This is a genomic window from Thalassobaculum fulvum, assembly GCF_014652915.1.
Classification (GTDB): domain Bacteria; phylum Pseudomonadota; class Alphaproteobacteria; order Thalassobaculales; family Thalassobaculaceae; genus Thalassobaculum_A; species Thalassobaculum_A fulvum.
Map to the genome: position 1 here is coordinate 206061 of NZ_BMZS01000004.1, position 26276 is coordinate 232336.

Sequence of the window (26276 nt, forward strand, 5' to 3'; positions counted from 1 at the left end):
CCTCTTTCACCTGATGCAGGTTATCGCATACGATCATGTTCAGTCCGGGCAACCGGGCCGGAGCAACCGGACGACACCGATGGGGCACATCCCGACAAACCCGCTGGAGCGGCGGCTGAGACACCCGCCCCATCAGTCGGCGCTGGCCTACTGGGCGGATCGCTGCCGGTCGGTCGGCGGAACCCCGGGACGCCGGGACATCGACCCGCTCGACATTCCGGAACTGTTGCCCTGGGTGAACCTCGTCGACGTGTTTCGGCGCGCGAACGGCCTGGCGTTCCGCCATCGCCTGGTCGGCACGGCCATCGTCGAGATGTGGAACCGCGACAGTACCGGCCTGTGGTTCCACGAACTCTATGCCCCGGAGAAGATGGCGCGCGTGCAGCCGGCCCTCGAGGAGGCCGTGCTGAGCACCCGGCCCCGGCTCGTCCACGACGACCTCGGCGAGATCGGCAAGCCGTACTGGTCGTTCACCTCGCTGGTCCTGCCGCTCGCCTCCGACCGGCGCAACGTCGACATGCTGATGCTGGTCTCGCAGTACGAGTGACCCGACGGTCAGGCCCATCGGCGCGCCCTTCTCACCGCGGTGCCGAGCGCCGGGCCGCCAGCTCCGGCACGGTCCAGAACAGCGCGACGCCGGTGGCCACGAACACGGCGGAAAGCAGGAACCCGGCGTTGTAGCCGCCGGTCAGATCGTGGAGGTAGCCGGCCAGCCAGGACCCGGCGGCCGCGCCGAGCCCCTGCCCGGTCGTGATGGTGCCGTAGATCACGCCGAGACCGCGGCCGGCGAACAGCGTGGCGGCGATCGTCGACACGACCGGGCCGCGCGCGCCCATGCTGACGCCGAAGAACACGACGAACACCACGACCAGCGCGAACGCGGGCACCGCCTGCATGGCGAACAGCGCGGCGACGCCGGTGAAGGTGCACAGGTAGCTGACCGTCGCCGTGACCCGGTTGCCGTAGCGGTCCGCCGCCGTGCCGGTCGCCAGCATGCCGACGATCGACAGCACCCCGGTGAAGCCGAACGCGCCGGCGGCTTCCAGGGGCGAGAATCCCTGCTCGACGAGATAGGCGACCGACTGCAGGCTGACGGAGAACACCGCGACCGCGGTCAGGAAGAACACCAGGAACAGCGCCCAGAACGGCCGCCCCCGCATCGCCCGCAGCAACCCGGAGCCGTTCTCGGGACCGGGCGCGGTCCGGCGGTCGGCGACCTGCCCGCGCCCGATCGCCCGCCACGGCAGCAGGGCGACCGGCAGCGCCGCCACCAGCACGCCGCCGCCGAGCCAGGCATAGGCGGCGCGCCAGCCGTCCTGCTGGATCAGCAGCTGGGTGACCGGCACCAGCACGAGCGTGCCGGTCCCGAGCCCGGTGGACGCGACCGCCATCGCCGTCGCCAGCCGTTTGTCGAACCACCGGCTGATCAGCGCCGACGCCGGGATCATCCCGAGCGAGGCGATGCCCAGCCCGGCCATCAGGCCGACGCTCAGATACAGCTCCCACAGGCTGCTCATCGACCCGGCCAGCAGGAAGCCCCCGCCGAGGGCGAGCAGACCGAGCACGTAGAGCACCCGCGGGCCGAACCGGTCGAACGCCAGCCCGACAAACGGCGACGCCAGCCCGTTCGCCGCCATGTAGATCGAGTAGGCCGACGTCAGGGCGCCCCGGTCCCAGCCGGTTTCCTCGCCGATCGGCAGCAGGAACACGGCATAGGTCTCGCCGGCGCCGCGGGCGAGCGCATTCATCACGAAGCACAGGGCGAGAACGCCGAAGGCAGCGAGTCCGCCCCCGGAGACCTGGGGTCGAAGCATGGCGGCAGAAGTCTATGGGGCACCGACCCAAGGCGAAACTGCGCGGCTCGGCATCGCAGCCATGGCGTTCGAACATGACACGGTCGACGCGCCCGACCGGAATCGCCCGCCCTGGACCGCCGCCTGATCCGGTTCGCCCCCGCCGGACCAGGCGATGCGCGGCGCGCCCTCCGGGGCCGAGCGCGCCGCGGGCGCCCGCCCGTGCCCTGCGCTCAGGCCGACCTGCGGCCGTTACCCGGCAACATCCGACGCAGCACGTCGTCGCGGCGGACGAAGTGGTGCCAGAACGCCGCCGCCGCGTGCACCCCGGCCACCAGCAGAATCGCGTTCGCCGCCAGCTCGTGCAGCTCCTTCACGAGGCGCGCGGTCTCGCGGACCGGGACGACCGGGGACCCGATGGTGAACAGGCCGAAGAAGCTCAGCGCGTCACCCCGGTACCAGGTCAGGAGGATGCCAAGCACCGGAATCGCGATCAGCAGCACGTACAGCGCACCGTGCACGACCTTCGCGAGGGCCCTCTCGGGCGGCGTCATCTCGGGCGACGCCGCGGGCGCGCCCCTGGCGAGCCGCCAGGCGACCCGCAGCCCGACGACGGCGACCATCAGCAGGCCGAACGAGATGTGCAGCCACCAGACCATGTCCCGGCCGGGATCGCCCCTCGGGTACAGTTCCTCGCCGTAGGTCAGGGCGTACAGGCCCACGACGAGCACGACCGCAAGCCAGTGGGACAGCTTCTGGACCGGGCTGTAGGACGTCGACATTCGCAGCTCCAGCGTTGGATTCATCGTCAGGGACGAGCGGTCGCACGACGCGAGGGTCGGCAGGCCCGTCCTGCTCCGCTGGCATGAACGTTCCATCCGGGGGGTTCCGTCGCCGCCGTTCGCCCGGAAGAATCCGACGGACCCGAGCGCCGGGACGCGCCTACCCGTCCGAGTCGAACCAGTCGGGCGGGACCTCGGCGCCGGCGATCACAAGGCAGCACTCCCCGACCAGCTGGCCGCCGCGCCGCTCCAGCTCCGCGGCCAGCTCGGACAGGCGGCCGCGAACCACCTCCTCGTGCAGCTTGGTCAATTCGCGCGCGAAGGCGGCCGGCCGGTCGCCGAACACGGCGATCGCGTCCTCGATCAGCTTGGCCACGCGGTAGGGGCTCTCGTAGAACACCAGGGTATGCGGCGACGCGACGTCGACCTCGAGGAACCGCCGGCGCGGCCCGGACTTCTTCGGCGCAAAGCCACGGTAGGTGATGCCGTGCACCGGCAAGCCCGACAGCACCGCCGCCATCACGAAAGCCACCGGGCCCGGCACCATCGAGACCGGCACGCCGGCCCGTGCGGCGGCGCGCACCAGGGTGAAGCCGGGATCGCTGACGCCGGGGGTGCCGCCGTCGCTGGCCACCGCCACCCGCTTGCCCTCGGCGGCCCAGCGCACCAGGGTTTCGGCCATCTGGCGCTCGTTGTGTTCGTGATAGGCGACCATCCGGGTCTTCACCCCGGCCGCCGAGAGCAGCCGGCCGGTCCGGCGGGTGTCCTCGCAGGCCACCACGTCGGCCGCCTCGAAGGCGGCCCGGGCGCGCGGGCTGAGGTCCTCGAGATTGCCGATCGGCGTCGCCACCAGCTCGATCATCGCGCCATCCTCTGCATGCCAGCCCCCTCCTCACCCGGAGCGTCTGCGGCCTTGCGGATCCGGCACACGAAGAATGCCTCCATGAACGGCGACGGCACGACGCGCAGCGCATGCCGGAGGTCCGGGTGATAGTCCCGGCCCTCCCAGCGGGCCAGACCCGCCATCCGCTCCGGGATCGCCAGGTCGATCGGCTCGACCGACGCGTCCGGGTAATGGCGCAGCAGGTGGTCGACCGGCGCCTCGTTCTCCTCCGGCGAGATCGTGCAGGTCGAGTAGACCAGGAGGCCGCCGGGCCGCAGGCGCTTGAAGGAGGCAACCAGCATGCGCTGCTGCAACCGGCTCATCTGCTCGACCCGGTCCAGGGTCCAGAACCGCAGGGCATCCGGCCGTGCGAGATCGGCCATGCCTTCGCCGGAGCATTGGGCGTCGAGCAGGATGCGGTCGAAGCTCCGGTCCACGAACTTGTCCAGGTACTGACCCGGATGATTCGTCATGTCGACCGTTTCGACTTTCAATAAATCAATGACTTCCCTTAACTTCTTAAGACGTCCCTTTATCCCGTCGTTGACCGTCAGCCGGGCCCGGTTGCCGGTCAGCGCGGCGATGTGCGCGGCCTTGCCGCCCGGCGCCGAGCAGACGTCGAAGATGTCCTGGTCGGGCCGCGGTTCGAGCGCCAGCGCCGGCACCAGCGACGACGCGTTCATCACATAGACCTCGCCGGCGGCGTGCGGCGCACTCTCCGTCACCGCCCGCTTGTCGCCGAGGATGTGGAAAGCGTCCTGGCACCACGAAATCGGCTCGAGCCCGGTCAGCGCCTCGAGGTCGGCCCGGATCGCCGCGACCGGGCGACCGGCGAGCGGGTTGAGGCGCAGGCTCGAGCGGCGCTCGCCGGACAGCCGGCGGACCGCCTCCTCCGGGCGCACGCCCCACACCGCGGCGACCCGCGCCAGGAAGCGGTCGCGGCGTCGCGCCTCGGAAGGATGCAGGCCGCGGGGGCCGGATGCTCGGGAACGGGGTGCGGGACGCGCCATACCGCGGTCATACAAGGCCGACCGGCCGCCGTCACGCCTCTTGCCGTCACGCCCCTTGCTCGACGCCCTCCGCGGAGGCGCCGGCACCGGCCACCGGCAGCCACACCGAGATCGTGGTCCCGACCCCCACCTCGCTCTCGACCGACACGGTGCCCCGATTGCGGTCGACCAGTGCCTTGACGATCGACAGGCCGAGCCCGGTTCCGCCCTCGCGCCGGGCATGCGCCGGGTCGCCGACCTGGTGGAACGGCTCGAAGATCTCGTCGAGCTGATCCTCGGGGATGCCGATGCCGCGGTCGCTGACCGCCAGCCGCAGGCGATCCCCCTCCTGCACCACCGAGAGCCGCACCACGCCGCCGTCGGGCGAGAACTTGACGGCGTTGCTCATCAGGTTGACCAGGATCTGCCGCACCGACCGGGGGTCGGCCAACGCCGGCGGCAGGTCGCGGGCCAGGTCCGCCTCCAGCCGGATCGAGTGCGAGCGCGCCACCGCGCGCATCAGCCGGACCGCCTCGGCGACCGCCCGGCGCGGGTCGATCGGGCGCGGATGGACCGCGAAGCCGCCGGCGTCCAGGCGGGTGAAATTGAGGATGTCGTCGATGTGGGTCAGCAGGATCCGCCCGGCCTGCAGCACGTCCCCCAGGTACTCGCGCCGCTTGGCCGGCGACAGCCGCGCCTCCATGAGAATCAGCGTCTCGGTAAGGCCGAGTATGGCGTTCAGCGGCGTGCGCAGTTCGTGGCTCATCCTCGCCAGGAACGCCGACTTGGCGGCGTTCGCCTCCTCGGCGGCGTCGACCGCCTCCAGAAGCTCCAGCTCGGTTTCCTTGGTCCTGGTGACGTCGGTGGCGAGCAGCAGGGTCCCGCCGTCGCCGAGCTTCTGGTCCTTGGCGCGGAACCAGCGGCCGAACCGCCGGATGTCCATCGGCCCCGTCGGGTTGCGGAACTGTGCCAAGCGTTCGGGAATCGCGACTTCCGGCTGATCGATGATGCCGCGCTCCGCGAACGCCTCCAGGATCCCGGCCATGGTGATGCCCGGCACCAGCACGTCGTCGAGCCCCGGATGCAGGGTCTTGAACAGCCGGTTGGCGAACACCAGGCGCTCGTCGGCGTCGAACAGCGCGACCAGGTCCTCGATCGCGTCCAGGGCCCGGATCAGCCGGTTGACGGTCTCGTCGGCCCGGCGGCGCTCCGTGACGTCCTCGCGGATCGCGACATAGCCCTCGTGACGCCCGTCGGCCGAGCGGAACCGGTCCATGCGCAGCGCGAACACCCGCGTGTTCCCGTCGCGGTCGCGGTTCTCGACCTCGCGCTGGAAGCTGCCGGTCTCGGACAGCGCCCGGCGGACCTCCGGAACCAGCCCGGTGCTGGCAGGATCGTCGTACAGGACGTCGCTGGGCCGCCGCCCGATCGCCTCGTTCCAGGTCAGCCCGAAGGTGTCCAGGAACGGCCGGTTCATCCATACCAGCCGATAGTCCAGGTCCATCACGTAGGTCGGGTTCGGACTGTGCCGGACGATCTCGGCGAGGCGGGCGTTCTCGGCCATGTGCCGCTCGAGCGCGGCGCGCCGCTCCTCCAACTGCTCGCCCCGCTCGATGACCTCGGTCTCCAGCCAGTCGCGAGCCCGCCGATGGGCGATCCCGAGCCCCAGCAGGCCGACCGTGTCGCGCAGCATCCGCTCGACCGGCGCGAAGCCGGCGGTATCGGAGACCCGGAGCCGCAGGATGCCCAGCCGTTCGCTCCCCGATCCGATCTCGTAGCGGTAGCTCCAGCCCTCGGCCGGCGCGGCGTCGGACGGCAACTCGGGACTCAGCTCCACGTCGGCGTCGAGAACCAGGGGAAGCGAGAGGCAGGCCCGGCGGATCGCCGTGGCCATGACCGGTCCCAGCGGCATCGACTGCACGCGACTCGCAAGATCCAGAAGGATCGGTCCGGCGTCGGCCGTTACTGTATCGGCATCGCGGAGACGCACGTGGCGTTCCTCCCCAGGTCCGAAGCGCTGCCTGAACCCTGTCACGGGGCACGTCAAGATGACCCGACCGTCGTCGACAGGCATTCTGCTTCCGTCGGACTGTCGGCCGGTCCAGCCCCCCGCTTCAACGGACCGGCATCACGCGTCGGCCGGAGCCGCAATCGCGTACAGCATGATGGCGGTTGCCGCCGCCAGGTTCAACGAATCCGCGCCCTCGCGCATCGGGATTCTGACGAGATCGGTGCAGCTCGCCGCAATCCTGTCCGTCAGTCCGCTCTGTTCGTTGCCCATCAGCAGCAGCGTCGGCGCCCCCCGCGTCACCGACTCGGGCCGGCCGGTCGCCTTGAGGTGCGTGCCGACGATGCGTCCGCTCCAGCGCGTGTACCATTGCAGGTAGGCGGCCTCGTCGATACGGACCAGCGGCACGTTGACGATCGATCCCATGGAGGCGCGCACCGCCTCGGTCGAATACGGGTCGACGGTGTGGCCGATCAGCATGATGCCGGCGACCGAGAAGGCGTCGGCACTGCGGATGATCGAGCCGAGATTGCCCGGGTCGCGCACCCCTTCCAGCGCCAGCCACGTCGTCCCTGGCTCGGCCCGCACCGCGTCGAGCCCGGCCCAGCGCTGCTCGATGACGGCGATCACGCTCTGGGCGTTGTCGCGGCGGGCGATCCGGGTCATCAGCTCGTCGGTCACCGTCAGGATCCGGCCGCCGCCGCGGCGGCAGCCGTCGGCCGCCTCCTGCAGCAGCGGGCTGGACCCGGCGCTCTCGGACAGCACCAGCCGCCTGACCCGCCAGCCCTTGCGAACCGCCTCGACCACGTGCCGCAGCCCCTCCGAGACGAAGGCGTTCTGCTCGCTCCGGCCCTTCTTGGAGTCGAGCGCCCGCAGCGCCTTGATCTCGGGGTTGGCGGCGCTGCTGATCACGATCGGCGTCTGCTCACGCATCGCGGCTCCAGCGGACGTAGAGCGAGGTCGGCAGCAGCTTTCCGGTGGCCTCCTCGCGCAGCGCCATCTCGCCGACCGCGATTTCGCCCGGCAGGTCGACGAAGGCGTCCTCGACCAGCCGCTGCAGGGTCAGCATCGACAGGTGGGTCGCGTAGGCCGTGAGAACCAGCGCCGACGAGCGCACGTCCATCAGCGCCCGGCAATCGGCCAGCAACTGCGGAAGCTGCTCCTCCAGCCGCCAGACCTCGTTCTTCGGGCCGCGGCCGTATTTCGGCGGATCCAGCACGATGACGTCGTAGCGGCTGCCGCGCCGGACCTCGCGGGCGGCGAACCGGGCCGCATCGTCGCAGATCCAGCGGATCGGCGCCGCCGACAGCCCCGACAACTCCTGGTTCGCCCGCGCCCAGGCGATCGCCTTCTTCGACGCGTCGACGTGGGTGACCTTGGCGCCGGCGGCGGCCGGCAGCAGCGACGCCATGCCGGTGTAGCCGAACAGGTTCAGCAGCGTGGTCTCGCCGCCGCGCCGCCGCACCGTCTCGACGACCCGGTCCCAGTGCACCCGCTGCTCGGGAAAGATGCCGAGATGCCGGAAGGTGGTGAGCTGCGCCTCGATCTGCACCGGGCCGTAGGCCAGCGGCCACGGCCCCGGCACGCCACGCTTGCCCGTCACCCCCTGGCCGGCCTCCCAGCGGCCGCTGCCCTCCTCCTCGCGGCCGGCCAGGAACCGGGCGTCGGCCGCCGCCCAGCGGTCCGGCGCCAGGCTCGGGCGCCAGATCGCCTGGGAATCCGGCCGGTCGAGCACGCGGCGCCCGAACCGCTCGAGCTTGCGGCCGCCGCCACTGTCGAGCAGTGCGTAGTCGGGCCAGCCTTCGGCTACCAGGATCTCGGGAACCAGGGTTTCCTCCCGTGGAGTCGGTACGGTCGCGGCGAAACTACAATCCCGGGCCGCCGGGCGCGAGCCCGTTAGAAGGCCAGCTCCGCCGGCTCCAGCACCCGGACCTCGAGCCTAGGCTCCGCTCCCTCGCCGGCCCGCCATCCGGCCGCGACCAGGAACCGCCCGGCCAGCACGTGCTGGTGGAACCGCCAGGCCCGCTCGTCGTCGGCGATCGCCGGCGTGAACCGGATGCGCGGCGGCTCGACCTCGAACCAGAACTCGTCGAGCGGCTGCGACAGGCCGCGGCCGGTCGCCTTGATGTAGGCTTCCTTCAGGGTCCAGAGCCGCAGGAAGCCCTCGGGCCGTCGCTCCGGCGCCAGGCCGGCGAGCCACTGCGCCTCGGCCCCGAAGAAGTAGCGGTCGGCGACCCCGAGATCGACCTTGCGGTCGGCCGCCTCGACGTCGAGCCCGAGCTCGAGGCCATGGGCGGCGGCGACCGCGACCATGCCGCCGGTGTGCGAGAGATTGAACTGCACCCCGACCGGACGGCCGCGGCACAGCGCCACCGGCTTGCCCTTCTCGCCGGCCTCGTAGCCGAAGGAACCCGGCGGCTCGCCGGTCTCCCGGCTCAGCAGGGCCCGCGTCAGGGCATGGGCCGAGACGTACTCGACGCGGTTGCGCTCGAACGCGAAGCGCGCCGCCCGCGCCCGTTCGGCATCGTCGAGGACCTCCCGCCAACGCTCGACATCCGGCTCCAACAGCGCGCCGACCGGCATCGCCCACAGCCGGACCACCGGGTCCGTCGGGTCAGACATCGGAGCCCGCCGGCGGCTCGGTGAAACCGACCGTCGCCTTGCCGGTGGCCGCCGTCTCGCCGCTCGTCAGGTCCTGGACGGCGACCTTGATGACGGCGCTGCGCACCGCCTCGGACACCTGGTCGACGGTTCCGGTCACCGCCAGCCGCGCGCCGGCCGCCACCGGCCGCCGGAACTGCATGCTGACCGACTGCAGCAGGCAGTTCTCGCCCGGCAGGTGGACCCCGACCAGGCGCGATACCAGCGCTGTCAGGTAGGCCCCGTGCGCGACGCGGCCGGCGAACCCGCGCGACCGAGCGAACCCGTCGTCCAGGTGCAACGGGCTGACGTCGCCCGACACGCCGGCGAAACCGTCGATGTCGGCTTCGGTCACCTGGGTCTCGAACCCGGCCTGCTGGCCGACCCGGAGATCCTCGAAGCTCAAGCGAGCTGGTCCGGCGCTCATCGCCGCTCCCGTCCTGCGTGACACGCCGGATATTGCGGCAAGTCCGGCCGGCATTCCAACGATCGGCGTCCTCCGCCGGTTCTCAGAATGCGAAGGCCGGCGCGGACGCCGACAGCATCGCCGCCGTCACCGGCACCGACCAGGCGGCGCCGATGTCACCCGACAACGCCTCCAGCAGGCGCGGCACGTCCGCGGCGGCGGTGTCGTGCAGCGCTTCCGCCACGATCAGCACGTCGGTCGTGTCGGCGCGGACCGCCGAGTAGCCGCTCTGCCGGTTGGTCCAGCGCCGGGCGTGGGCGCGCCCCTCGCGGTCGGCGAAGACCACCTCGCCCGCCGCCGGATGCTCGACCTCGCCGGAGAAGGTCTCGTAGACCTCGTCGCCGACGGCATGGCGCACCTCCAGTCCCCCGGCGATCCGGCCGATGTCGAACACCGCGACCGGGATCGCGAACGCCATCGACGCGGCGTTGCACAGGTCGATCATCGGGTGGATCCGGGGCAGCGCCGCCTCCTTGCGGAACCGCCGCAGCAGCGCCTCCGATGCGCAGCGGTACTGGGTCGGCTTGAGTCCCATCCGCGAGAACGCCCGCCGCCAGGCCTGGATCTCCGGCAACCCGCCCTCAGCGGAGCCGGCCAGGCGCGCCTGCGCCGCCACCTCGTACCGGGCGACCGCGGCATCGACCGATCCGCCCGGCGCGATGCCGCGGGCGACCAGCGCGCCGGCCGCCAGTTCCGGAAACTCGCCCCACAGGGCGCTCGAATGGCTGAACTGCATGGCCTCACCTCGTCGTCGCGTGTCCGTCGAAGAAACCGCAGCCCCGCCCGACCGGTCTTGAACGGAATTGCGGGCCGGTCAGCGCAACGCGTCGGCATAGACGCCGGGCGACAGCCCGTACTTGCCGACGAACACCCGGGTCATGTGGCTCTGGTCGGCGAAGCCGCTGCCGGCCGCCGCCTCGGCCAGGGAGACCCCTTCGGCGATCAGCGCGCGCGCCCGGTCGATCCGGCGCTGCACCAGGTAGGCGTGCGGCGTCATCCCGGTGGCCTTGGCGAACGCCCGGATCAGCTGGTAGCGGCTCAGCCCGCAGGCCCGCGCGAGGTCGGCCAGCGCCAACGGGGCGGCCGGGTCGTCGTCGATCATCTCGCGGGCCGGGGCGATGGCATCCGGCACGGTTGAACCGCGGCCGGTACCGGTGCCTGTGCCGAGCCCCACCAGCAGGGTCAGCAGCAGCGCCTCCCAGCGTCCGCCCGCATCCGGCTCGCGGTCGTCGGTCAGCGCGTCGAACAGGCCGCACACCCGGCGCCCGGCCCGGGGATCGGCCACCACCGGGCTCATGAACTCGTAGGCCCGGCGACGGCCGTCGGTAATGTCGGCGGCCGCTTCTGCCACCAGCGCCGGGTCGAGATAGACGATCCGCCACGAGCGCCCGGCGTCGCCGATCGGGGCGCCGTCGTGCACTTCGCCCGGGTTGACCGTGATGACGTCGCCGCTGCCCGCCTCGACGGGGCCGCGGCCGCTGAGCGACCGCTGGGCCCCGCGCTCGATCACCCCGATCCCGAAGCGGTCATGGGTGTGGCGCGCGAAGCTGTGGCGCGAGGCGGCCTCCACAGCCTCGATCCCGGGAACCGCGCAGCGATGCATCGTGAACCGGCCCCTCGCCATTCGCCGTCTCCGTCCCTGACCCCGACCGGCCGCATCATCGCAGTATCGACGGCGAGTGCCAGTGTAGCGTGTCGGGCGACATGACGGCGCGACGTGACAGGGGGCCAGATCGCTGGAAAGATCAGGCCATGTCCACCATCGAGATCGCCCCGCTCACGCCCGATCGCTGGTCCGACTTCGAGGCGGTGATGGGACCGCGCGGCGGCGCCGGCGGCTGCTGGTGCATGCTGTGGCGCCTGAGGAAGCGCGACTTCGACGCCCTGAAGGGCGACGGCAACCGCGACGCCATGCGCAGCGTGGTCGAAGCCGGCCCGCCACCCGGCCTGCTGGCCTATGACGGCGGCAGCTGCGTCGGCTGGATCTCGGTCGCGCCGCGCGCGGATTTCCCGCGGCTGGAGACCTCGCGGGTCATGCAGCCGGTCGACGACACCCCGGTCTGGTCGGTGTCCTGCTTCCTGATCGCCAAGGGCCATCGCCGGCGCGGCGTCGGGGTGGCGCTGCTGGAGGCCGCCTGTGCGTTCGCCAAGGCGCACGGCGCCACGGTGGTCGAGGGCTATCCGGTGGCACCCGGCAAGGACGGCTATCCCGACACCTACGCCTGGACCGGCTACGACAGCGTCTTCCGCCGGGCCGGCTTCGCCGAGGTGGCGCGGCGGTCGGCGACCCGGCCGATCATGCGGCGGAGCGTCTGAGCACCCCTCGTCGCGCCCCGCCGTTCCGCACCGAAATCGACTCCGCCCGCGAAGGACCGAACACCATGACCCAGACCCAGAGCATCGGCGACCTGCCGCTTCGCCTCGGCGGCACGCTGAAGGACGCCAAGCTCGCCTATGTCGCCCTCGGCCGGCTGGCCCCGGACGGGCGCAACGCCGTCCTGATGACCCACGGCTACACCTCGTCGCACGAGTACATCCTCGGCGGCGCCGCGGCGTCCGAGGGCAGCTGGTCCGGGCTGGTCGGGCCCGGCAAGGCGATCGATACCGACCGCTGGTTCGTCGTCAGCTCGAACATGCTGGGCTCGGCCTTCGGCTCGACCGCGCCGCGCAGCCGGAACCCGGCGACCGGCCGGCCCTACGGCCCCGACTTTCCGCCGATCACCCTGGCCGACATGGTCGCCGCCCAGCGCCGGATGCTGGACGCGCTCGGCGTGAAGCAGTTGGTCGCCGTGGCCGGGCCGTCCTACGGCGGCTTCCAGGCCTTCACCTGGGGCGTCGAGTACCCCGACTTCATGAAGGGGCTGGTGCCGACCGTCACGGCGCCGGTCTGCCGCGCCATCGACATCGACGCCACCGAGGCGTTCCTGGCCCGGGACCCGAACTGGAACGGCGGCCACTACTACGAGGCCGGCGGCATCCTCGACACCATGACCCGGCTGCGCGAGGACACCCTGCGGCGCTACGGCATCGACGAGAGCCTCGCGGCGAGACTGCCGGACAAGGCGGCCCGGGACGCCGAGATCCTGAAGATGGCGCGGGCCTGGGCCGGAGCGTTCGACGGCCACTCGCTGCTGGCGCTGGGACGGGCGATGAACCGCTACGACGTCCGGCCGGACCTGGCGAAGATCAGGGCCAAGGTGCTGTACGTGCTGTCGCGGACCGACACGCTGTTTCCGCCGTCGCTGGCGGCCGAGGTCATGCCGGCGCTGGCCGCCGCCGGGGTCGACGCGACCTACGAGGAGATCGACAGCGAGCACGGTCACCTGGCGTCGGGCAGCGACTCCGCCAAATGGGAGCCGGCGCTGCGGCGGTTCCTGGCGGAGCTGTGAGGCAGATGCCCGTCACCGCGTGGGTCCCGGCTCCGTTCCGCCTGCGGCGGCCCGGTCCGGGATGACGTCAGAGAGGGGCGCCGGGCCTTCCTATTCATGCCGTCATCCCGGACGACCATGCGCGAGCATGGACGATCCGGGACCCATGCAGCGGCGGGCCGCGAAGGATCAGTACGGCAGGCCCACGTAGTTCTCCGCCATCGCGGTCATCGCCGCCTTCGAGCCGAACAGGTAGTCGAGCTCGGCGTGCTGGATGCGCTGCCCGAACGAGCCCTCGGCCGGGAACCTGTGCAGCAGCATGGTCATCGACCACGAGAACCGCTCGGCCTTCCAGATCCGCCGCAGCGCCTTCTCGGAATAGGCGCGCAGCGCGCTCTCGTCGCCCTCGTGGTAGTGGGCGATCAGCGCCCGGCTGAGATAGTGCACGTCGGAGGCCGCCAGGTTCAGCCCCTTGGCGCCGGTCGGCGGCACGATGTGCCCGGCGTCGCCGGCCAGGAACAGCCGGCCGTAGCTGAGCGGCTCCGCCACGAAGCTGCGCAGCGGCGCGATCGACTTCTCGATCGACGGGCCGGTCTCCAGCCGCGCGGCGACCTCCTGAGGCAGCCGGCGCTTCAGCTCCTCCCAAAACCGGTCGTCGCTCCACTGCCCGATGTCGGTGTCGAGCGGCACCTGGACATAGTATCGGCTGAGCACGTCGGACCGCATCGAGCACAGCGCGAAGCCGCGCTCGTGGTTGGCGTAGATCAGCTCGTGGTCGACCGGCCTGGTGCGCGACAGCACGCCGAGCCAGCCGAACGGGTAGACCTTCTCGTGCTCGACGAGCCGGTCCTTCGGGATCGACTGGCGGCCGACGCCGTGGAACCCGTCGCAGGCGGCGACGAAGTCGCAGTCGACCCGGAACGCCTCGCCGCCCTTGGTCCAGGTCAGGTATGGGCGGTCGGTGTCGAGGCCATGCGGGGTGACGTCGTCGGCCTCGTGGATCACGGTCCCGCCCATGGCGTCGCGCGCTTCGTACAGGTCGTGCGTGACCTCGGTCTGGCCGTAGACCATGACGGTCTTGCCGCCGGTCAGCCCGGCCAGGTCGAGCCGTTCGAGACGGCCGTCGAAAGCCAGGTTGACGCCCTCGTGGACCAGGCCCTCGGCATCCATGCGCTTGCCGACCTCGGCGGCCCGCAGCATGTCGGCGAGCCCCTGCTCGAGCACGCCGGCACGAATCCGGCTCAGCACGTAGTCGCGGGACTTGCGCTCCAGCACCACGCTGTCGATGCCGGCCAGATGCAGGATCTGGCTCAACAGCAGGCCGGACGGCCCGGCCCCGATGATGCCCACCTTGGTCTTCATGTCGCTTCGCTCCCGTCGCTGCGTGGCGCGGAGCTTCTTTCGGCCGGCCCCACGTCCTGTTTCACTTCCCTCGGTCCGAGGCGATTCCGTCGACGTTCCGGCGCATGATCCGCATGACCCGGAGAAAGGTCTCCAGATCCTCGGGATCGACGCCGTCGATAAGCCGGCGCTCGCGCTCCAGGGCGACCGCCAGGATCCGGTCGTGCAGGCGGTAGCCCTCGTCGTTCAGCCACCAGACCTTCTTGCGGGGATCCGGCTCCGGCGCCTCGAAGCCGAGGTATCCGAGCTCGTGCAGACGGGCCAGCGCCCGGCTTGTGGCCGCCTTGTCGAGCGCCACCAGCTCGCAGATGCGGGCGGCCGGGATGCGCGGCTCGCTCGCCAGGGTCGCCATCGCCCGCCACTCGACGATGCCGACGCCGAAGGTCTCCAGGTAGAGCTGCGAGGCGCCGCGCGACAGCGCGTTGGTCACCGAGGTCAGGAAGTACGGGATGTACGCGGTCACGTCGATGACCGGCCGCCCGTCCTTGTCCCTGGTCGGATTGGACAGCCGCCCCTCCGGGCAGACGGCCCGTCTCGCCGTCGGCCGGCGTGCCGGATCTTGTTCGTTCATCGGACCGCCATCCAGGCATCGTGTCTCGCGAAAGTCCCGCGGATCCCGGCCTCCGACCGCCAGCGCGTCCCCCGTCACGGGCTGTCCCGGTTCAGCGGGTCCGGCGGCGACGGCTGCGGTCATCGACCAATGAGTTGCGACATCAACTCAGGCTACGCGGTGACGAGTTGCGATGTCAACTGAAACGGTCGGGAACGCCGGCGATCGACCGTATCCCACGCTAGCCGGGCTCACACCGCCATGTGCCGCTCGAGCTCGGCGCCGAGCGCGCCGCGCGGATCGCCCGAGGCGACCACCCTGCCCCGGTCCAGCACCAGCACCGTATCGGCCAGCTCCTGGGCGAACTCCAGGTACTGCTCGACCAGCAGGATCGCCATCTCGCCGGTCGAGCGCAGGAACCGGATGGCGTTGCCGATGTCCTTGATGATCGACGGCTGGATGCCCTCGGTCGGCTCGTCGAGGATCAGCAGCCGCGGCCGGGTCACCAGGGCCCGGGCGATGGCGAGCTGCTGCTGCTGGCCGCCGGACAGGTCGCCGCCGCGCCGATCCATCATCTGCTCGAGCACCGGGAACAGCTCGAACAGCGTGCCCGGCATGCTGCGCTGGTTCCGCGGCAAGGCGGCGAAGCCGGTCTGCAGGTTCTCGCACACCGTCAGCAGCGGGAAGATCTCGCGGCCCTGCGGCACGTAGGCGATGCCGCGCCGGGCCCGCTCGAACGGCGGCAGGGTGCCGAGGTCCTCGCCCTCCCAGCGCAGGGTGCCGCCGCTGATCGGGTGGTGGCCGACGATGCCGCGCAGCAGGCTGGACTTGCCGACGCCGTTGCGGCCCAGCACGCAGGTCACCTTGCCGGTCTCGGCCGTCAGGCTGACGCCCCACAGCGCCTGGGCGGCGCCGTAGTGCAGGTCGATCCGTTCCGCTTCCAGCATGGCTCAACGCCCCAAGTAGACTTCGATGACGCGCTCGTCGGCGCTGACCTGGTCGAGCGAGCCCTCGGCCAGGACCGAGCCCTCGTGCAGCACCGTCACCCGCACGCCGAGGTCGCGCACGAAGGTCATGTCGTGCTCCACCACCACCACCGAATGGGTCTCGGCGATCCGCCGCAGCAGCACGGCGGTCTCCGCCGTCTCGGCGTCGGTCATGCCGGCCGCCGGCTCGTCGACCAGCAGCAGCGCCGGGTCCTGGGCCAGCAGCATGCCGATCTCCAGCCACTGCTTCTGGCCGTGCGACAGCGAGCCCGCCAGCTCGTTGCGCCGCTCGCCGAGCCGGATGGTGTCCAGCACCTCGTCGATGCGGTCGCGCTGCGGCCCGGTCAGCCGGGCGAACAGGCTGGAGAACACGCCGCGCGGCCCCTCCAGCGCCAGCACGATGTTGTCGAGCACGGTGTGGCTCTCGAACACCGTCGGGCGCTGGAACTTGCGGCCGATGCCGAGCTCGGCGATCGCTGCCTCGTCCAGCCTCGTGAGGTCGTGCGCGCCGTGGAACAGGACGTCGCCCTTGTCCGGCCGGGTCTTGCCGGTGATCACGTCCATCATGGTGGTCTTGCCGGCGCCGTTCGGGCCGATGATCGCCCGCATCTCGCCGTGGCCGACCACCAGCGACAGGTTGTTGAGCGCCCGGAACCCGTCGAAGCTGACGGTGACGCCGTCGAGGTACAGCAGGGAGTTCGCAAGCTCGGTCATCGTCTTACTCCGCCGCCCGCTGTTCCGACACCCGCACCGCGGGCTCGTCGTCGAGCGCCGGCGCCGGCTTCGCCGCCCGCGGCCGGAGCACGCCGAGCAGGCCTTTCGGCAGGAACAGGGTCACGAACACGAACAGCCCGCCGAGCGCGAACAGCCAGAGTTCCGGCAGGGCGCCGGTGAACCAGCTCTTGCCGATGTTGACCACTACCGCGCCGAGGGCCGCGCCGACCAGGGTGCCGCGGCCGCCGACCGCCACCCAGATCACCGCCTCGATCGAGTTGGCCGGCGCGAACTCGCTGGGATTGATGATGCCGACCTGCGGCACGTACAGCGCCCCGGCGACGCCGGCCATCATCGCCGAAACGGTGAACACGAACAGTTTGTAGTGCTCGACCCGGTAGCCGATGAACCGGGTCCGGCTCTCGGCGTCGCGCACCGCCACCAGCACCTTGCCGAGCTTGCTGGACACGATCGCCCGGCACACCAGGAAGCCCGCGCCCAGCGCGAGCGCCGACAGCGCGAACAGGCCGGCCCGCGTCGAGTCCTTCTGCAGGTCGATCCCCAGCACGTCCTTGAAGTCGGTCAGGCCGTTGTTGCCGCCGAACCCCATGTCGTTGCGGAAGAACGCCAGCATCAGGGCGAAGGTCATCGCCTGGGTGATGATCGACAGGTAGACGCCGGTGACCCGCGAGCGGAACGCGAAGGCGCCGAACACGAAGGCCAGCAGGCCAGGTACCAGCAGCACCATCAGCACCGCGAACCAGAGATGGTCGAAGCCGTACCAGTACCAGGGCAGCTCCTTCCAGTTCAGGAACACCATGAAGTCCGGCAGCTCCGGATTCCCGTAGACGCCGCGGCTGCCGATCTCGCGCATCAGGTGCATGCCGATGGCGTAGCCGCCGAGCGCGAAGAACGCGCCGTGGCCGAGGCTGAGGATCCCGCAGTAGCCCCAGACCAGATCGATCGACAGCGCCAGCAGCGCGTAACAGAGGTACTTGCCGAACAGCACGACGGTCGTGGTCGGCACGTGCCATGCCGACTGCGGCGGGACCGCCAGGTTGAGCACCGGCACCGCCACCGCGGCGACCGCCAGCGCGGCCAGGAACACGACCCCGGTGCGCCCCAGACCGAGGAACATGGGCCCGAGCGGCATGGTTCTCACGACTCCACCGCCCGGCCCTTGAGCGCGAACATGCCGCGCGGGCGCTTCTGGATGAACAGGATGATGAACACCAGCACCAGGATCTTGCCCAGCACGGCGCCGGCATAGGGCTCGAGGAACTTGTTCACGACCCCGAGGGTCAGCGCCCCGACCAGGGTGCCCCACAGGTTCCCGACGCCGCCGAAAACCACGACCATGAAGCTGTCGATGATGTAGGACTGGCCGAGGTTCGGGCTGACGTTGTCGATCTGCGACAGCGCCACCCCGGCGACCCCGGCGACCCCGGAGCCGAGGCCGAAGGTCAGGGCGTCGACCCAGGTGGTGCGGATACCCATGGAGCTTGCCATCCGGCGGTTCTGGGTCACGGCGCGCATCTGCAGGCCGAACGCGGTGCGCTTCAGCACCACCACCAGCAGGGCGAACACCGCGATCGCGAACACGATGATCCAGACCCGCCCGTAGGTCAGGGTCAGGCCGCCGAGGTCGAAGGCGCCGCTCATCCAGCTCGGCGCGCCGACCTCGCGGTTGGTCGGGCCGAACAGTGAGCGCACGGCCTGCTGCAGGATCAGCGACAGCCCCCAGGTGGCCAGCAGCGTCTCCAGCGGCCGGCCGTACAGCCAGCGGATGATGCCGCGCTCGATCGCCACCCCGACCGCCCCGGCGGTCAGGAAGGCCAGCGGCAGGGCGATCACCAGCGAGACGTCGAACAGCCACGGCGCCGAGGTCCGGATCAGTTCCTGCACCATGAAGGTGACGTAGGCGCCGATCATCACCATCTCGCCGTGCGCCATGTTGATGACCCCCATCACCCCGAAGGTGATGGCGAGGCCGATCGCGGCCAGCAGCAGCACCGAGCCGAGCGACAGGCCGTACCAGACGTTCTGGACCGCCGCCCACATCGCCAGGGTCTGCTCGATCAGCGCGATCGCCTTGGCCGCAGCCGTCTTCACGTCGCCCTCGGCCGAAGCCGCGACCGCCGCCAGGATATCCTTGGCCTCCTGGTCGCCGCGCTCGGCGATCACCCGGACGGCGGCCAGCTTCTCGGCCTCCGGACGATCGGTCTGCAGGACCGCCGCGGCCTTCGCCTGCTCCAGCAGCCGGCGTATGGCCGGCACGGTCTCGGCGGCGATCGCCTCGTCGAGGGTATCGATCGCGCCCGGGTCGCGGCTCTTGAGCACGGATTCGGCGGCCTGCCGGCGCACCCCGGGATCCTTCGACAGCAGGGTCAGCGAGCCGATCGCCGCCCGGACCGCCCGGCGCAGGTTGTTGTTGACCCGGATCTTGTCGAGCAGCTTGCGGTCGACCTCGCCGAGGTCCTCGCCGGTGATCGGGTCGCTGGCCCTGTAGAGCTTGCCGTCGCGCACCGCGATGACGACCTTGCCGTCCGACTTGCGGAGCTGCAGGTCGCCGTCGCCGAACGCACGCAGGGCCGGCACCGCCGTCGCGTCGCCCATGGCCGCGAGCTCGGAGACGATGGCTTCCTTGGCGGCGAAGTCGGCGGTGGCCAGGGCCTCGACCCTGGCGCGGATCGTGTTGACGTCCGCCAGCGCGGCGGCCTGGAGGGCGAGCAGTACGCTGACGGCGAGAACCGCGCGCCGGGCATTCGTCCAGAATGACATCGGCAAGTCTCCTTGGCCGACTTCGGGGAGTCGCGGGCCGATGCATGGGTCCCGGCTCTACGGCCGGGATGAGGGGGTACAGGGAACCACCCTCGATCCTCATCCCGGCCGCAGCGGCAAAGCCGCGGAGAGCCGGGACCCATGCACCCGGCGGAAGCGACTGGCGTCCGGCCCCGGGGCGGGCTGGACGCCCCGGGACGCGGAACCGTCAGACGGCGACCGGCGTCAGCTGCCCTTGCCGCCGCACTTGCCGGTCGCGGTGTTGAAGTTTCCGCACGACATCGGCTTGCGCCAGTCGGCGATCAGCGGCTTGGAGTCCGGCAGGAAGTCCGACCAGGCGTCGCCCGGCACCAGGCCCGGGGTCTTCCAGACCACGTCGAACTGGCCGTTGTCCTGGATCTCGCCGATCAGCACCGGCTTGGTGATGTGGTGGTTCGGCATCATCGCCGAGTAGCCGCCGGTCAGGTTCGGCACGGTCACACCGATCAGGGCGTCGATGACCTTGTCCGGGTCGGTGGTGCCCGCCACCTCGACCGCCTTCACCCACATGTTGAAGCCGATGTAGTGGGCCTCCATCGGGTCGTTGCTGACCCGCTTGTCGTTCTTCGTGAACGCCTGCCAGTCCTTGATGAACGCGGCGTTCTCCGGCGCGTCCACGGACATGAAGTAGTTCCACGCTGCGAGGTGGCCGACCAGCGGACCGGTGTCGATGCCGGCGAGTTCCTCCTCGCCGACCGAGAACGCCACCACCGGAATGTCTTCGGCCTTGATGCCCTGGTTCGCCAGTTCCTTGTAGAACGGCACGTTGGCGTCGCCGTTGATCGTCGACACCACCGCCGTCTTCTTGCCGGCCGAGCCGAACTTCTTGATCTCGGCGACGATGGTCTGCCAATCGGAATGCCCGAACGGCGTGTAGTTGATCATGATGTCTTCGGCCGGCACGCCGCTGTCCTTGAGATACTGCTCGAGGATCTTGTTGGTCGTGCGCGGGTACACGTAGTCCGTCCCGGCCAGCACCCAGCGCTTCACGCCCTCGACGTCGCGCAGATAGTCGACCGCCGGGATCGCCTGCTGGTTCGGCGCCGCACCGGTGTAGAACACGTTGCGCTGGCTCTCCTCGCCCTCGTACTGCACCGGGTAGAACAGGATGCTGTTCAGTTCCTCGAACACCGGCAGCACCGACTTGCGCGACACGCTGGTCCAGCAGCCGAACACCGCGGCCACCTTCTGGCCGGCGATCAGTTCACGGGCCTTCTCGGCGAACAGCGGCCAGTTCGACGCCGGGTCGACGACCACCGGCTCGAGCTTCTTGCCGAGCAGCCCGCCCTTGGCGTTCTGCTGCTCGATCAGCATCAGCATGGCGTCCTTCAGCGTGGTCTCGCTGATCGCCATGGTCCCCGACAACGAATGCAGGACACCGACCTTGATGGTCTCCGCCGCCGACACCGCATGCGCACCGAAAAGCGTTCCCGCCGCGACGGCCGCCGCTGCCAGTTTCGTGTGGAAGTGTGCTTTCACTCCCCGCCTCCTCTGTTGAGTCACGGGCAGCCCCCGGCCCGTGCGAAGTGTGCACTGCAAGAGGTGTGCCCGTGACTTTGAGAGGAACTAGCTCGCTGTTATCGCGCATTGAATCGGGATCGATCGCGTGAATTTGTCTGATGAATGCCGCACTGCGAAATGGCGCCGAAATAGGCAAAGGCGACAAAAATGCGCAACAAGGCCGTTGTCGATGGCGCCAGTAGACGGCTCGACGCAGACGGCCACGATCGTTTGGCGCTTAGGATGATCGACCGAACGCCGGACAACACCGGCCCGGCCGGATCGGCACGGACCGCGAGAGAGGGACCGCATCATGCCGCAAGCTCGCCACGGCCCGCGTCCCTGGCTGACCCTGGCGGCGGCGTCCGGCGCCCTCGGGCTGTCGGTGCTGGACGAAACCATCGTCGGTGCGGCCCTGCCGACCATCCGATCGGAGCTCGACCTGTCCGCGGCCGCGGCCCATTGGGTGGTGAACGCCTACCTGCTGACGCTGGCCTGCCTGGTCGCGATCGGCGGACGGCTGGGCGACGTCCTCGGGCACCGGCGGCTGTTCGTCCTCGGAGCCGCGGTCTTTGCGTGCGCCTCCGTGGTCGCGGCACTGTCCGGGAACGGGTCGTTCCTGATCGGCGCGCGGGCACTGCAAGGCGTCGGAACCGCCCTGATGTTTCCGGCCGCCCTGGCCATGGTGACCCGGGCCTATCCTCCCGAGCGTCGCGGCGTCGCCTTCGGCGTGCAGACCACCGTCGCCGCCGTCTTCATGGCCGGCGGCCCGTTCCTCGGCGGGTTGCTGACCGAGGCCCTGAACTGGCGCTGGATCTTCTGGATCAACCCGCTGCCGGTGCTGGTTCTGGTCGTCGCCGCGATCGTGGCCGGCGAGCCTGAGGAGACCGAGAATGCCGCCGCGGCACCGGGCTCCGCCGGACCGCTCGACCTGCCCGGCGTCGCGACCCTGACGGTCGGATTGACGGCGCTGGTCGTGGCCTTGATGCAAAGCGACGACTGGGGCTGGACGGCCTTCGGGACCCAGACCCTGCTGGCCCTCGGGATCGTCTCGCTGGTCGCCTTCTTCCGGGTCGAGGCCCGCGTGGCCGCCCCGATCTTTCAGCTCGGGCTGTTCCGCGCCCGGGCGTTCAACGGCGGGAATCTCGTGTTCTTCGTGTTCCAGGCCAGCAAGATGATCACCTTCGTGTTCGTCGTCCAATACCTGCAGGCGGTGCCGGGCCTGCCGCCGGTCGCGGCCGGGGCGATGGTCGCCACCGCGATCCTGCCGACCCTGGTCACCTCGGTCCTGGCGGGCCACGCCGCCGACCGGTTCGGCTCCCGGCTGCCGCTGCTGGCCGGGTTGGTCCTGAACGGCGGGGCGCTGATCCTGGCCGGGATCGTCATGCAGCAGGGCGACTACAAGGCGATCGCCTGGATCCTGCCGGCCTGGGGGGCGACCTTGCCGTTCCTGGCGGTCACGTCGCGCCGGGCGCTGATGAGCGCCGCCCCGGCGGAGCTCCGGGGTCAGGCCGGCGGCGCCAACCTGACCATCCAGATGCTCGGCGGGACCATGGGTATCGCGCTTGCCAGCACCCTGCTCGCAAGCGGCGGGGGCTACGGCACGCTGTTCATCGCCACCGGCGCCGTCACCCTGGGGACCGTCGCCGGAGCGTGGTCGCTGATCCGCTGACGATCGGGACTCCCATCGGCTGCGGCGGCGGGACGACTCCGACGCGAGGCGTCGGCCATCAGTTCGAGAGGCAGTGTCCGGCCGGCGACGGCCGGCGGTTCGGCCGGCCGGGCTCCGGTCAGGCGTTCTCGAGCTTCAGGGCCGCCAGCACCGCGTCGGTGACCTCGCGGGTCGTGGCGGTGCCGCCGAGGTCGCGCGGCATCACCTGGCCCGCCGCCGTCACCCGCTCGACCGCGGTCATCAGGCGTTGCGCGGCCGCCGGCTCGCCCAGGTGCTCCAGCATCATCGCCGCACTCCAGAACGAACCGATCGGGTCGGCGATGCCCTTGCCCATGATGTCGAAGGCGGAGCCGTGGATCGGCTCGAACATCGACGGAAAGTCGCGTTCCGGCCGCAGGTTGCCGGTCGGCGCGATGCCGAGGGAGCCGGACAGCGCCGCCGCCAGGTCGGACAGCACGTCGGCGTGCAGGTTGGTGGCGACGATGGTGTCCAGGCTCTCCGGCTTGAGCACCATGCGGGTGGTCATGGCGTCGACCAGCATCTTGTCGGTGGTGACGTCCGGATAGTCGCCCTTGATGCTGTCGAACACCGCGTCCCAGAACACCATGCCGTGGCGCTGGGCGTTCGACTTGGTGACCAGGGTCAGCAGCTTGCGCGGCCGGCTGCGCGCCAGCTCGAAGGCGAAGCGCTGGATGCGCTCGACGCCGGCGCGCGTGAAGATCGCCACGTCGAGCCCGACCTCCTCCGGCAGGCCCTGGTGCACTCGGCCCCCGGCCCCGGAATACTCGCCTTCCGAGTTCTCCCGCACGATCACCCAGTCGAGCTGGTCCGGCCCGACGCCCTTCAACGGGCCGTCGATGCCCGGCAGCAGCCGCGACGGCCGGACGTTGGCGTACTGGTCGAGGGTCTGGCAGATCCTCAGCCGCAGCCCCCACAGCGTGATGTGGTCGGGCACGTGCGGGTCGCCGGCCGAGCCGAAGTAGATCGCGTCGAATCCGCGCAGGGTGTCGACTCCGTCCTCCGGCATCATCACGCCGTGCGCACGGTAGTAGTCGGCGCCCCAGGGGAAGGTCTCGACGTCGAGATGGAAGCCGCCATCCCGCTCCGCCACCGCCCGCAGCACCTCGACGCCTGCCGTGATCACTTCGGGGCCGATGCCGTCTCCGGGAATGCTGGCGATGCGATAGGTCTTCATGGTGGTCTCCTGAGGAATGGCGGGGCGCTGCGCAGCGTCGCCGGACACTAGCGGAAATCGCCGGCGCGGGAAGCGGCGATCAGGCGCCGATGTCGGCGAGTGCCGCCTCGATCTCGGCCAGGCGGACGGCATGGCCCTTCGGGGCGCCCGGCTGAGCCAGCGAGGCCCGCAGCCAGTCGCGCAATGCCACCATGCGCTTCAGCGTCGCTTCGTGGTTCAGCCGGACCTCCAGGATATCGACCGAGACCAGCAGGGCATGCTCGAGCCGCAGGACCCGACGCAGCAGCTGCAGAACGGACAGCACGAAGGCGCCGGCCGCCCCGTCCGCCAGCAGGTTGGTCTCGGCGATGTCAAGATACCGCCCGGTCATGCGCTCCAGTCCGTCGACGAAGTCCTGCAACGCCTGCTCGCCGAGCGTCAGCACGAACGGATGGCTGCCGGCGAGGCGGTCGTCGCGGTCGCTTTCAAGTACGCGCAGGATCACCACCAGGAGGTCGTCCACGGCCGACAGCGTGGCGACGGCGTCGAAGTGGGTGAACTCGTCCGGCGCCGCCTTGAAGCGGTCGAACACCCGTCCGGCCCACTGCACGGCCTGGCGCGCGGCGCGATGCGCGAGATGCCTCAGATCCGCGGCCCGCGAGACGCCGCCGGCGACCGACACGGCCCACTCCACGGCCTCCACCCGCAGGATATCGCGGGCCAGCAGCCGGACGTCCGGAAAGTCCTGGTCGCTGCCGACCCGCAGGTGCTGCTCGATCCGGAGCCGGCAGGTCCTTGTGATCGCGGCCAGCCGGTCCTGGATGGCGGCCCGCAACCGGGTATCCGACCCCGCGGCGCTCTCCCAGCTGAACACGGCTGCGATAGCGTCGGCATAGTCGGTGGCCGAAGCCTCGTCGGCGGACCGGCCGGGCGTCTCGCCGCCGACGATCGGCAGCAGCGCGCAGAACCGTGCCAGCAGCACCGGGCAGACCGCCGCGACCAGATGATCCGACACGGCCTTCGCGGACCGCTCGGCATGGCCCCGCGAGGCCGGCGCCTCGATCCGGCCCAGATGCACCGCGTCCGCATGCGCCGTCACCATGGCGCGCAGCCGGTCGAGCCCGTCGGCGGTCAGGGCGGCATGGTCCGGCCGGACCGACAGGATCTGCCGCTCGATCGTCTCCAGGGACGTCCGCCTACGCTCGTCGAGCGTCACCCTTTTCCCCCACGGTGGATCGAAACGCGGTGCGCGGCATCAGCATGGCACGACTGCTCCGTCCGGTCAGGACCCAACCACGGGGAGCGCCCTGTCGATCGCCTCGAGCCGGGCGGCGTGATCGCGGGAGGCGCGCGGGGTCCCGAGCACGGCCAGCAATCTGCTCCGCATCGCCAGCATCCGCTTCACCGTCGCCGCATGGTCCAGCTCGATCCCCAGGGTCGCGAGCACCGGCTGCAGGACCCTCTCGACCCTGAGAACGCGCTCCAGAACCTGCAGCACCGACATCACGAACGCCCCGGGCGCCCCGCCTTCCAGGAGGTTCTGTTCGGCGATCTGCAGGTAGCGGGCGGTCATGTGCGACAGGCCCGCGACGAAGTCCTGCAGGGCCTGCTCGCCGATGGTGAGGACGAACGGATGGCTGCCCGCCTCTCTTTCCACCTGGTCGCTCTCGTGGACGTGCAGGATCACCAGAAGCAGTTCGTCGACCGCCGCCACCGTGGCGACCGCGTCGAAGTGGCTGAGCTCGTCGGGATCCCTCCTGAAGCGCTCGAACACCCGGGCCGCCCAGGTCACCGACTGCCGGGCGACCCGGCCCGCACGCAGCGCGATCGCCTCGGAATGCTCCGGCGCGCCGGCCAGCCGGAACGCCCATTCGGCCACTTCGGCGCGCAGGATCTCGCGCCCGAGCCGCCGGAAATCCGGAATGTCGGCATCGTTCTCGAACCCGAGATGGCTCTCGATCCGCACGACGCAGGCCGCCGCCACCCGCGCCAGCCGCTTCTTGATCGCGGCCCGCAGCAGCACGTGCTTTCCGACACTCGTCTCCCATGCGAACACCGCGGCGACGGTTTCGGCGTAGTCGATGACCGACGTCTCGCCGGGCTGCCGATGGCCATGGTGCTTGTCGCCGGCGGGCAGCAGCGCGTCGAACCGGTCGAGCACCAGCGGACAGAGGCGGTCCACGAGGTGCTTCGACACCGCCTCCATCGACCGCCAGATCGGTCCCCGGATCGTCAACATGTCGGAACGGGCGTTGCGAACGGCGGCCGAGTGAACCCCGAGCATCGCCGAGAGCCGCGCCACGTCGTCGCCGGACAGCCAAGCCCGCTCCGCTCCGATCCGCAGGATCTGCCGGTCGATCGCATCGATCGACGCCCGTGTCCGATCCGCTCTGGTCCCGCCCATGTCCGGTCCATCCTCGACCTGCGAGCGACCCTCGCTTCCGACGGCCAGGATATATATAAACGATCAGAGCGTGTCGCCGGGCTCAAACATGACGGGTCCGCGTCCAAGGCTGCGCAACCCGGCACG

General features: G+C 70.7%; 25 protein-coding genes. 4 read left to right on the forward strand and 21 right to left on the reverse strand.

The features are described 5' to 3' along the window. The first annotated feature begins 79 nt into the window (after positions 1-79). On the forward strand, positions 80-547 hold the full coding sequence (locus IE246_RS10315; RefSeq protein ID WP_189989070.1) for a PAS domain-containing protein: 468 nt from the start codon (positions 80-82) through the stop codon (positions 545-547). 31 nt (positions 548-578) lie between these two features. Here IE246_RS10315 and IE246_RS10320 read toward each other — a convergent pair whose 3' ends face one another. From IE246_RS10320 to IE246_RS10370, 11 genes are all read right to left on the reverse strand, one after another. Continuing rightward, a complete protein-coding gene (locus IE246_RS10320) occupies positions 579-1814 on the reverse strand; it encodes an MFS transporter (protein WP_189989073.1) in 1236 nt (411 codons plus the stop codon). A gap of 212 nt (positions 1815-2026) precedes the next feature. Next, positions 2027-2575 (reverse strand): cytochrome b, encoded by a 549-nt coding sequence (locus IE246_RS10325; RefSeq protein WP_189989075.1) that lies wholly within the window; start codon positions 2573-2575, stop codon positions 2027-2029. Positions 2576-2735: 160 nt separating this feature from the next. Continuing rightward, positions 2736-3437 carry a 16S rRNA (cytidine(1402)-2'-O)-methyltransferase gene (gene rsmI, locus IE246_RS10330; RefSeq protein ID WP_189989077.1) on the reverse strand — a complete coding sequence of 234 codons (702 nt, stop codon included), beginning with the start codon at positions 3435-3437 and terminating at the stop codon, positions 2736-2738. Beyond that, a complete protein-coding gene (locus IE246_RS10335) occupies positions 3434-4468 on the reverse strand; it encodes an RsmB/NOP family class I SAM-dependent RNA methyltransferase (RefSeq protein WP_189989078.1) in 1035 nt (344 codons plus the stop codon). Before IE246_RS10335 ends, rsmI begins: the two co-directional genes overlap by 4 nt. A gap of 46 nt (positions 4469-4514) precedes the next feature. Then, positions 4515-6341, reverse strand: a complete 1827-nt coding sequence (locus tag IE246_RS10340; RefSeq protein WP_189989080.1) for a sensor histidine kinase — start codon at positions 6339-6341, stop codon at positions 4515-4517. A 234-nt stretch (positions 6342-6575) separates the two neighbouring features. Beyond that, complete coding sequence (locus tag IE246_RS10345) at positions 6576-7388, reverse strand: TrmH family RNA methyltransferase (RefSeq protein WP_189989082.1); 813 nt, start codon at positions 7386-7388, stop codon at positions 6576-6578. After that, positions 7381-8190, reverse strand: a complete 810-nt coding sequence (locus IE246_RS10350) for an RsmD family RNA methyltransferase (protein ID WP_229836876.1) — start codon at positions 8188-8190, stop codon at positions 7381-7383. Before IE246_RS10350 ends, IE246_RS10345 begins: the two co-directional genes overlap by 8 nt. A gap of 161 nt (positions 8191-8351) precedes the next feature. Further along, entirely contained in the window at positions 8352-9077 is a 726-nt protein-coding gene (locus tag IE246_RS10355; RefSeq protein ID WP_189989084.1) for a 4'-phosphopantetheinyl transferase family protein, read from the reverse strand. Beyond that, complete coding sequence (locus IE246_RS10360; RefSeq protein ID WP_189989086.1) at positions 9070-9522, reverse strand: MaoC family dehydratase; 453 nt, start codon at positions 9520-9522, stop codon at positions 9070-9072. The genes IE246_RS10355 and IE246_RS10360 overlap by 8 nt, the downstream gene beginning before the upstream one ends. Positions 9523-9604: 82 nt before the next feature. Beyond that, positions 9605-10297 carry a B3/B4 domain-containing protein gene (locus IE246_RS10365; RefSeq protein ID WP_189989089.1) on the reverse strand — a complete coding sequence of 231 codons (693 nt, stop codon included), beginning with the start codon at positions 10295-10297 and terminating at the stop codon, positions 9605-9607. 78 nt (positions 10298-10375) lie between these two features. Further along, positions 10376-11185: an AraC family transcriptional regulator gene (locus IE246_RS10370; RefSeq protein ID WP_189989091.1), complete on the reverse strand. Its 810-nt coding sequence runs from the start codon at positions 11183-11185 to the stop codon at positions 10376-10378. Between the two features lie 128 nt (positions 11186-11313). Between IE246_RS10370 and IE246_RS10375 the strand changes: the two genes are divergently transcribed. Together IE246_RS10375 and IE246_RS10380 are read left to right on the forward strand one after the other, a co-directional pair. Continuing rightward, the gene (locus IE246_RS10375; RefSeq protein WP_189989093.1) at positions 11314-11877 is read left to right on the forward strand and encodes a GNAT family N-acetyltransferase; all 564 of its coding nucleotides are present in this window, start codon (positions 11314-11316) and stop codon (positions 11875-11877) included. Between the two features lie 65 nt (positions 11878-11942). Further along, positions 11943-12950, forward strand: a complete 1008-nt coding sequence (locus tag IE246_RS10380) for an alpha/beta fold hydrolase (RefSeq protein WP_189989095.1) — start codon at positions 11943-11945, stop codon at positions 12948-12950. Between the two features lie 168 nt (positions 12951-13118). Here the strand turns inward: IE246_RS10380 and pobA are convergent, their stop codons facing one another. The 7 genes from pobA to urtA all read right to left on the reverse strand — a co-directional run bounded on the left by pobA (position 13119) and on the right by urtA (position 20855). Further along, positions 13119-14291 carry a 4-hydroxybenzoate 3-monooxygenase gene (gene pobA, locus IE246_RS10385; protein WP_189989097.1) on the reverse strand — a complete coding sequence of 391 codons (1173 nt, stop codon included), beginning with the start codon at positions 14289-14291 and terminating at the stop codon, positions 13119-13121. Between the two features lie 61 nt (positions 14292-14352). Then, complete coding sequence (locus IE246_RS10390) at positions 14353-14901, reverse strand: MarR family winged helix-turn-helix transcriptional regulator (RefSeq protein ID WP_189989100.1); 549 nt, start codon at positions 14899-14901, stop codon at positions 14353-14355. 230 nt (positions 14902-15131) lie between these two features. Next, complete coding sequence (urtE, locus tag IE246_RS10395; protein WP_189989101.1) at positions 15132-15827, reverse strand: urea ABC transporter ATP-binding subunit UrtE; 696 nt, start codon at positions 15825-15827, stop codon at positions 15132-15134. Positions 15828-15830: 3 nt separating this feature from the next. Then, entirely contained in the window at positions 15831-16580 is a 750-nt protein-coding gene (gene urtD / locus IE246_RS10400; RefSeq protein ID WP_189989103.1) for an urea ABC transporter ATP-binding protein UrtD, read from the reverse strand. Between the two features lie 4 nt (positions 16581-16584). Next, positions 16585-17733, reverse strand: coding sequence for an urea ABC transporter permease subunit UrtC (urtC, locus tag IE246_RS10405; RefSeq protein WP_229836879.1), 1149 nt, complete (start codon positions 17731-17733; stop codon positions 16585-16587). A 5-nt stretch (positions 17734-17738) separates the two neighbouring features. Continuing rightward, positions 17739-19361 (reverse strand): urea ABC transporter permease subunit UrtB, encoded by a 1623-nt coding sequence (urtB, locus tag IE246_RS10410; RefSeq protein ID WP_189989105.1) that lies wholly within the window; start codon positions 19359-19361, stop codon positions 17739-17741. Between the two features lie 225 nt (positions 19362-19586). Further along, a complete protein-coding gene (gene urtA / locus IE246_RS10415; RefSeq protein ID WP_189989620.1) occupies positions 19587-20855 on the reverse strand; it encodes an urea ABC transporter substrate-binding protein in 1269 nt (422 codons plus the stop codon). 358 nt (positions 20856-21213) lie between these two features. Between urtA and IE246_RS10420 the strand changes: the two genes are divergently transcribed. Further along, on the forward strand, positions 21214-22572 hold the full coding sequence (locus IE246_RS10420) for an MFS transporter (RefSeq protein ID WP_189989106.1): 1359 nt from the start codon (positions 21214-21216) through the stop codon (positions 22570-22572). Positions 22573-22690: 118 nt separating this feature from the next. Here the strand turns inward: IE246_RS10420 and IE246_RS10425 are convergent, their stop codons facing one another. From IE246_RS10425 to IE246_RS10435, 3 genes are all read right to left on the reverse strand, one after another. Further along, positions 22691-23767: a tartrate dehydrogenase gene (locus tag IE246_RS10425; protein WP_189989108.1), complete on the reverse strand. Its 1077-nt coding sequence runs from the start codon at positions 23765-23767 to the stop codon at positions 22691-22693. A 79-nt stretch (positions 23768-23846) separates the two neighbouring features. Then, positions 23847-24962, reverse strand: coding sequence for a hypothetical protein (locus IE246_RS10430; protein WP_189989110.1), 1116 nt, complete (start codon positions 24960-24962; stop codon positions 23847-23849). Positions 24963-25028: 66 nt separating this feature from the next. Next, entirely contained in the window at positions 25029-26150 is a 1122-nt protein-coding gene (locus IE246_RS10435) for a hypothetical protein (RefSeq protein ID WP_189989112.1), read from the reverse strand. Positions 26151-26276 lie beyond the last annotated feature (126 nt).